Source organism: Frankia gtarii (genome assembly GCF_025403375.1).
Lineage (GTDB): Bacteria > Actinomycetota > Actinomycetes > Frankiales > Frankiaceae > Frankia > Frankia gtarii.
The window spans coordinates 1-6,864 of sequence record NZ_JAMPTM010000334.1; the positions used below are offsets into that span (position 1 = coordinate 1).

Here is a 6,864-nt window from a genome sequence, read left to right on the forward strand (position 1 = left end):
GGGAGAAAATGGGTGGGTGGCAGTGGAGCGCAACATTCTCGGTGGCGAGCTCGAACCGTGCGGCACCGATCCGGTGACCGGGTTCTACCGCGACGGGTGCTGCAGCACCGGTCCGGAGGACCTTGGCAGCCACACCGTCTGCGCGGTGATGACCGCCGATTTCCTGCGCCACCAGCGGCAGGTCGGCAACGACCTGTCGACGCCCCGGCCGGAGTACTCCTTCCCCGGCCTGCGCCCCGGGGACCGCTGGTGCGTCGTCGCCGTCCGCTGGCTGCAGTCCTACGACGCCGGGGTCGCCGCCCCGGTCGTGCTCGCCTGCACCCACGAGCGGGCGTTGGAGGTCATCCCGTTGGAGGCGCTGCGCGCGCACGCCGTCGACGTCCCCGCGGACCCGCGTTCCCTGGGCTGACCCGCACCGCCGCCGGCCCGATCGGGGGCCACCGGCGTCCTGCCGGCGGGCCGTCGGCGCGGGCCGCCGTGGGTGGGATCAGTCGATCACCTCGGGTTCGAGGCCGACGGTGAGCCAGTCACGGTAGGGCAGGCCGGTGATCTCCTCCAGCCGGGCGATGTCGTCGACGAAGTACGGCAGCACCGCGCGCCGCTGCTCAGGTGTCAGCTTCGGCCGCCCGCCCTTCTGGCGTTGCAGCGCCGAGAGCAGCGGGCCGCGCACCGCGCGGCGCACCGGCACGGGGAAATGGTGGCCGATGCGACCCCCGGTTCGCAGCACCGCCCGCAGCGCCGCGTTCGTCGGGCTGTCGGCGACGAACGGGGTGACGTTCTCCGAGGGCACCAGATCGACGAGCCCGGTGGAGACGCCGAGGAACTCACAGACGCGGTCCAGCGTGGCGGCGGGGGAGTCGCGCAGATCCCGGTAACGCAGCAGCAGCACCTGGTCGCGGGAGAACAGGCCGAACAGGTGGGCGAGCTGCTCGCCGTAACGGCCGAGGGAGACGTAGTGCCAGAAATGCGCCCAGCCGGCGTCGCGGCGCTGCTCCTCCAGCGCGCAGGCGCGGACGAAGTCACGTTCGCTTTCCAGCCCGGCCGCCCACAGATGCGTCCAGTTGGAGTGCGCACGGTCGACCGGGTTACGCAGCAGCACGACGATGCGCACCTTCGGCAGCAGCCGCCTGATCCGGTTCTGCGCGTCGAGGTCGTAGAGGTAGAACGGGGTCGCCTCGCCGGTGAGCGCCCCCGCGGGCGCCGGGGCGAACAACGCCTCGTAGTCCCGGCGGCGCCACACGTGCTCCTGGTAGGTCTGGGCGTCGCCGGGGCCGCCGCGGGCCGGCGGCGGGCCCTCGGAGAGGAAGAACTTCGGCTCCTTGACCTGCGGCAGGAACAACGCCGGATGCCGCGACAGCGCGGCGTGCAGCGCGGTCGTGCCGGCCTTGGGCACGCCGAGGACGAGGAAGTCGGGAAGGGCCATCTGTGGTCGCTCCTGACGAACGGGGATCGGCGTCGACCGATCCGGGCACCCGGCAGCGCCGGGCGGGGGGCCATACGCCTGCACAGCCAAGTAACCCGACCGGTGAAATCAGGATGCTAGCCGCGCGACGGCCCTGCCGGGGCCCGCTTGCCAGGCTGCCCCGCGCACCGAAACGGTAGGGTTGCGGCGTGGCAATCAGCCAGCAGCACACGGCGTCCGAGACCATCCCCCTGCCCGGCCGGCAGCCTGCGACGACCGTGGCGCCCGCCCCGGGGCGGGGCCGGGGTTTCTGGGCCGGCGCGCCCTGCGCGGTGCTGGCCGACGGCGTGTTCTACCTGGCCTACCGGCTGCGCCGCCCGATCGGCAGCGGCCGCGGCTACGGGCTGGTGATCGCCCGCTCCACCGACGGGGAGACGTTCACCGAGATCGCCGAGATCCCGCGTGACCCGTTCGGCGCGGAGAGCCTGGAGCGGCCCGCGCTGGTGGTGACCCCGCAGGGTTCATGGCGGCTCTATGTCAGCTGCGCCACCCCGGGCAGCCCGCACTGGTGGGTGGACCTGCTGGAGGCCGACTCCCCGGCCGCCTTCGACCCGCGACACCGGCGCACCGTGCTACCCGGCGACCCGGCGACCCTCGCCGTGAAGGACCCGGTCGTCGCCCTGCTCGACGGCCAGTGGCAGCTGTGGGCGTCCTGTCATCCCCTCGACGACCCGCTGGCCACCGACCGGATGGACAGCCGGCACGCCACCAGCCCCGACGGTGTGCACTGGACCTGGACCGGGACGGCGCTCGCCGCCCGCCCGGGCCACTGGGACGCCCGCGGCGTGCGGATCAGCGCCGTGCTCACCGGCGGCACCCAGCCGGTCGCCTACTACGACGGGCGGGCGAGCGCCGCGCAGAACTGGGCCGAGCGCACCGGCCTCGCCGTCGGCGTCACCCCCGACCGCTTCCACGCCGTCGGCACCGAGCCGGTCGCGGTCTCCCCGGACGGCGACGGCGCGTTGCGCTACGTCAGCATCGTGCCCCTGCCGGACGGCGCCCACCGGCTGTACTACGAGGCTGCCCTGCCCGATGGCAGCCACGAGCTGCGCACGGAGCTGCACCCGGCGTCCTGAGCTGCACCCGGAGTCCTGGTGCCTCCGGCGATCTGAGTCACCGCGGCCGTGCCGCATCCCCGGGGCCGGACGCGTCGTCGCCTGACCCCGGGGTGTGTCAGGGAGTGATCTCCTTGCCGCAGAGCTGCTCCTTGACGACGTCGAACGCGGTGCCGGCGTTGTTGACCTGCACGAAGGCATAGCAGGTGGTCTGGCGGCCCAGACCGTGGGCGATGTCGATGGGCTGGATGAGACCCTCGGCGTCGTAGTTCGTCACCGAGCGCAGACCGTCGATGAAGCCCTGCCGGGTCGGGCAGTCCCCGGCCTCCTCCAACCCGCGGATGAACATGTCCGTGTGGATGTACGACTGCAGCGGGATGTCCTGCTGCGGCTGGTCGATCTGCGGCGAGTAGCGGCTCATCGCGGCGACGTACGCGGCGATCGCCGGCCCGCCGGACTCGAACGGGCGGTAGAACAGCGGCACCGTCACCCCGGCCATGCCGACTCCGTACCGCTTGAGCAGCGCGGCGTCGTACCCGTTGACCGCCATGACGACCTTGGGCGCGTGCCCAAAGGAGCGGAGCTGGGCGAGGACCTGGACGAGGGCGTCGGTGTCGGTGATGGCCAGTAGCGTGTCGGCGCCGCTGGCGGCGATGCGCTGGGCGACCGCCGTCGGGCTGTCCGCACCGGGCGTGTAGCTGACGGTCCCGCCGTCGCTGAGGCCGGCCGCCGCCATGCTCTGGACGAGCTTGGTGCCCACGTCGGAGACGCCGCCGGACAGGGCGGTCTGCAGCAGCACCGACCGGCTGCCCCCGCGGGACTTCACGAACATGCCGTAGGTGTCCACCGCGGTACCGGTGGTGTACGAGAACGAGAACATGTTGCGGTACTTCGACCAGATCCCCTCGGCGGCCAGCCCCGTGACCGGGACGCCCTGGTCGCTGAGATACTGGGCGCTGCCGCTGGCCGCGATCGTGGACTCGATGAGGCCGAAGACCTTCTGGTGCTCGACGAGGTCACGGGCGGCGATCGCGTTCGCCTCCGGCGTGCCCTGGTCGTCCCGCCACTGGTAGACGATCTTCCGGCCGTTGACGCCACCCTTGGCGTTGATCTCGCCGAGTCGGGCGTCGATGCCGGCGCGGGCCGCCTGCAGCGGCCCGGACACCGCGCCGGTGTCCGGGTACACGATGCCGATGCGGATCTCGTTCTTGGTCACCCCGGGTGCGTTGCAGTCGCCCGAGGCCCCCGCCGCGCCGTTGGCGCAGCCTGAGGCGGTGGCCGCGGTCAGGATGAACACGGCGGTCGCGAGTCGTAAATGGGTGTGGCGGCGGCGCATAAGCAGCGAACCCCTCGATGGCAGGCAACGGACGATCGGCGAGGACGGGCGACGATCAGCGAACGGCGCGCGGCAGACTCCGATCTCGTCGCCAGAGGGTGGGCCGGATCGGATCCACACGTGCGATGCTCACGGCCTGTGACAACAGGCACGTACCCGAAGCGCGGACATTACCGTAAAATGTCCGCTGGCGAGCACGATACCCAGCACACCTTTGTGGCGTTATGCCTGGTAGGCATGAGGTTGCGTCAGCAACTACACGTAATGATCCGGCAGGCCTGTGCCCCCACACACGTGCGCGCTCACCATGGCCGTGGCATCACCGGGCCGCCCGCGGCCGCAGCTGCGCGCGCAGCGGGGCGCGCGCAGCGGAAGGCGGCCGCCGTTGTGTGCAAGGTGGCCGCGAGCAGAGTGAGAAGCGCCCCGCTCGCAGCCGCCGCGTGGGTGTCAGTCCCCTTGTCGGGCGAGGGTCACTCGCCGCGCCAGACCGGCGCCCGCTTCTCGGCGAACGCCAACGCGCCCTCCTTGGCGTCCGCGGAGGCGAACACCGGATTCATGATCTCCGCCTGGCGGTCGAACGCCTCGTCCGCCGGCCAGGAGGACGCCGACGCGAGGATCTCCTTGGTCGCGGCGACGGCCAGCGGGCCGTTCGCCGCGATCCGGGCGGCGAGCGCCCGGGCGCCGGCGAGCGCCTCGCCGGCCGGGGTCAGCACGTTGACCAGGCCGTAGCGGTGGGCGTCGACGGCGGAGAGCTGGTCGCCGGTCAGCGCCAGCTCCATGGCGACCTGGTAGGGGATGCGCTTGGGCAGGCGCAGCAGGCCGCCGGCGCCGGCGACGAGGCTCCGCTTGACCTCCGGGATGCCGAAGGCGGCGTTCTCGGCGGCGACGACCAGGTCGCAGGCCAGCACGACCTCACACCCACCGGCCAGGGCGAAGCCCTCGACCGCGGCGATGATCGGCTTACGCGGCGGCGTCAGCGTGATGCCGGCCAGGCCCCGGCCCTCGATGGCGACGTTCTCGCCGCGCAGGAACGCCTTGAGGTCCATCCCCGAGCAGAACGTGCCGCCGGCGCCCGTGATGATCGCCACGGTCAGGTCCTTGCGGGACTCGAACTCGTCGAGGGCGGCGGCGACCCCCTCGGACACGGCGCGGTTCACGGCGTTACGCGCCTGCGGGCGGTTGATCGTGATGACGGTGACCCCGTCGGCGTGTTCGACCAGAACTTCGTCGGACATTCGTGCTCCCTCGTTGACGGACAGTAAGCCACGTGTGCCCGCGCCGCCGCATTCGGGTGATTTCGCCGCGGACGTGGCTGTTTCGCGCAATACCCGGTGGCCGAACGCTACCGCTGTCGCGCCGCACAGGAGAGTTCTCGCCCTCGCCCCGCCCTCGCCGCCGCCCCACCCGCGTCGCCTCTGCCCTCGTCGCCTCTGTCCTCTCGGCACTCCCACCCGCTGCATGTCTGCGCCGCTTCGTAGATCTGCCCGGTCGCAAGGTAGACACGGGTCCTGGCGATCACGAAGTTGCGACGCCCTGCGATCACCGGCGAGACCTGTGCCCGCGTTCACGGCGAGGAGCAGGCCGAGGGTGTCGGTGACCACGCCCCGCTTCCGACCGGCGATCTTCTTGAACCCTGATCACCTGGGCCGCCACCACGTTGATGACCCACCGCATCGCCCACGGTACAAAGAACGCAGCCCAAAGGGTCAGACCACAACCCTTTCCTCGGTGACCATCACTGCCACCGAATTCATGTCGATGAACCTGCTCTCGTCCGGGTTCACCAACTCCTTGTAATTCTTGGAAGCGAAGAAGGCGTCGTGCTCCCCCCAGCTTTCAAACCAGATCTCAGTGAGGCCGTCGTAGGCGGGACTCGGATACCCTTCGGCGGGTACCGGGTGGGAGACGGTGTACTTCTTCACGTACTTCCGCGCTTCAGGAATGGATGCGAACAATGGGGCGTGGCGGTTTCGGTGATACTCAACGAATTCCTCGAAGCTCATTCCATCGATACGGTTGATCATGAAAGCGAACTTGATCACAGACTTCTCCCCTTCGTGCTCGCGAAAGCGAGAGGCCGGCGACCGGATGTCCTTGTGGTGGGCTGCTGGCCATAGGGCTAACCTAAACGCTCACATCAATGTCAAGGGCAAGTCGGTGTGACCCAACGCATATGAGGGGTTGAGATGCGGATCGGTGAACTGTCCGCCCGGACAGGAGCAAGCCGTCGATCGCTGCGCTATTACGAGCAGCAGGGGCTGCCGGTCAGCGCAAGGTCTCCCAGAGGTCAGCGGTGCTACGGCGACGATCATGTCCAGCGGGTGGCGCTGATTCAGATATTCCTGGCCGCCGGAGTGTCCAGCAGAAACCTCGCTCGGATGGTCCCCTGTATGACGGAGCCCAACATGGACAGAGCTCGGCAAGCCTTGACCGTAATGAATCAGGAGCGAACCCGTCTTTCATTCACAATTGACAGCCTGGCCGCCGCCAGGGAAGCGCTTGATCACCTGATTGATGTAAACCGGACCTTTCTGGCGAGCGTGGAGGATGACGTGCCATCGGACCGCTGAGGCAACGTTCTGATTTTCCTCCGGTGAGATACTCCAACCAACCTCCAGCATCTCGTGGCCGCGGACGGAGGGCGGGTACGGCTGCCGGGCCGGCGGAACTCCTGAGACGGTGGCGACGTGCGGGGGGCACCCGCCCATCGGCGTGCGTGGAAAATCGATGGGCATGGAGTGTCGGTTACGGCGGGCCCGTGGGGCCGGCGTCGGGTCCTGGAACGAGCGGGTCCGAATCGGGGCGGGGCTGGTTGCGGTGCGTTTTGCACGGTCTGCGGGCGGCGGGTCGTGCGCATCGCACTGCAGTCCCTCCCGCGCACCGCAATCGGCCGTTACCGGGGTATGTCCGTGGTCTGAGGTTCGACGGCGGGGGAGGTACGGCAACGTAACCGTTACTCAAGATCGATCGTCTACGACTCCGAGTAGACAGGACCTACACGTCTAGGGTGG

The 6,864-nt window shown here is 69.8% G+C and carries 7 protein-coding genes; 3 read left to right on the forward strand and 4 right to left on the reverse strand.

Going from position 1 to position 6,864, the window contains the following annotated elements; genetic code table 11:
- A partial coding sequence (locus NBZ83_RS28660) for a DUF2237 family protein (RefSeq protein WP_261576190.1) occupies nt 1-409 on the forward strand: 409 nt, incomplete at its 5' end.
- Between the two features lie 78 nt (nt 410-487).
- Here the strand turns inward: NBZ83_RS28660 and NBZ83_RS28665 are convergent.
- A complete protein-coding gene (locus NBZ83_RS28665; RefSeq protein ID WP_261570876.1) occupies nt 488-1,423 on the reverse strand; it encodes a sulfotransferase family protein in 936 nt (311 codons plus the stop codon).
- A 188-nt stretch (nt 1,424-1,611) separates the two neighbouring features.
- Between NBZ83_RS28665 and NBZ83_RS28670 the strand changes: the two genes are divergently transcribed.
- Nucleotides 1,612-2,538 (forward strand): glycoside hydrolase family protein, encoded by a 927-nt coding sequence (locus NBZ83_RS28670; RefSeq protein ID WP_261570875.1) that lies wholly within the window; start codon nt 1,612-1,614, stop codon nt 2,536-2,538.
- Nucleotides 2,539-2,635: 97 nt separating this feature from the next.
- On the opposite strand, the gene NBZ83_RS28675 is transcribed toward NBZ83_RS28670, so the two are convergent.
- The 3 genes from NBZ83_RS28675 to NBZ83_RS28690 all read right to left on the reverse strand — a co-directional run bounded on the left by NBZ83_RS28675 (nt 2,636) and on the right by NBZ83_RS28690 (nt 5,895).
- Entirely contained in the window at nt 2,636-3,853 is a 1,218-nt protein-coding gene (locus NBZ83_RS28675) for an ABC transporter substrate-binding protein (protein ID WP_261570874.1), read from the reverse strand.
- Between the two features lie 470 nt (nt 3,854-4,323).
- The gene (locus tag NBZ83_RS28680; protein ID WP_251747223.1) at nt 4,324-5,088 is read right to left on the reverse strand and encodes a crotonase/enoyl-CoA hydratase family protein; all 765 of its coding nucleotides are present in this window, start codon (nt 5,086-5,088) and stop codon (nt 4,324-4,326) included.
- Nucleotides 5,089-5,559: 471 nt separating this feature from the next.
- Nucleotides 5,560-5,895 carry an EthD domain-containing protein gene (locus tag NBZ83_RS28690; RefSeq protein WP_261570873.1) on the reverse strand — a complete coding sequence of 112 codons (336 nt, stop codon included), beginning with the start codon at nt 5,893-5,895 and terminating at the stop codon, nt 5,560-5,562.
- 144 nt (nt 5,896-6,039) lie between these two features.
- On the opposite strand from NBZ83_RS28690, the gene NBZ83_RS28695 reads away from it, so the two are divergent.
- Nucleotides 6,040-6,423 carry a MerR family transcriptional regulator gene (locus NBZ83_RS28695; protein WP_261570872.1) on the forward strand — a complete coding sequence of 128 codons (384 nt, stop codon included), beginning with the start codon at nt 6,040-6,042 and terminating at the stop codon, nt 6,421-6,423.
- Nucleotides 6,424-6,864 lie beyond the last annotated feature (441 nt).

What these genes read in the sequence shown, in the direction of transcription:
- NBZ83_RS28675 (WP_261570874.1), bottom strand. Translation starts at nt 3,853, where the DNA reads ATGCGCCGCCGCCACACCCATTTACGACTCGCGACCGCCGTGTTCATC.
- NBZ83_RS28665 (WP_261570876.1), bottom strand. Translation starts at nt 1,423, where the DNA reads ATGGCCCTTCCCGACTTCCTCGTCCTCGGCGTGCCCAAGGCCGGCACG.
- NBZ83_RS28680 (WP_251747223.1), bottom strand. Translation starts at nt 5,088, where the DNA reads ATGTCCGACGAAGTTCTGGTCGAACACGCCGACGGGGTCACCGTCATC.
- NBZ83_RS28695 (WP_261570872.1), top strand. Translation starts at nt 6,040, where the DNA reads ATGCGGATCGGTGAACTGTCCGCCCGGACAGGAGCAAGCCGTCGATCG.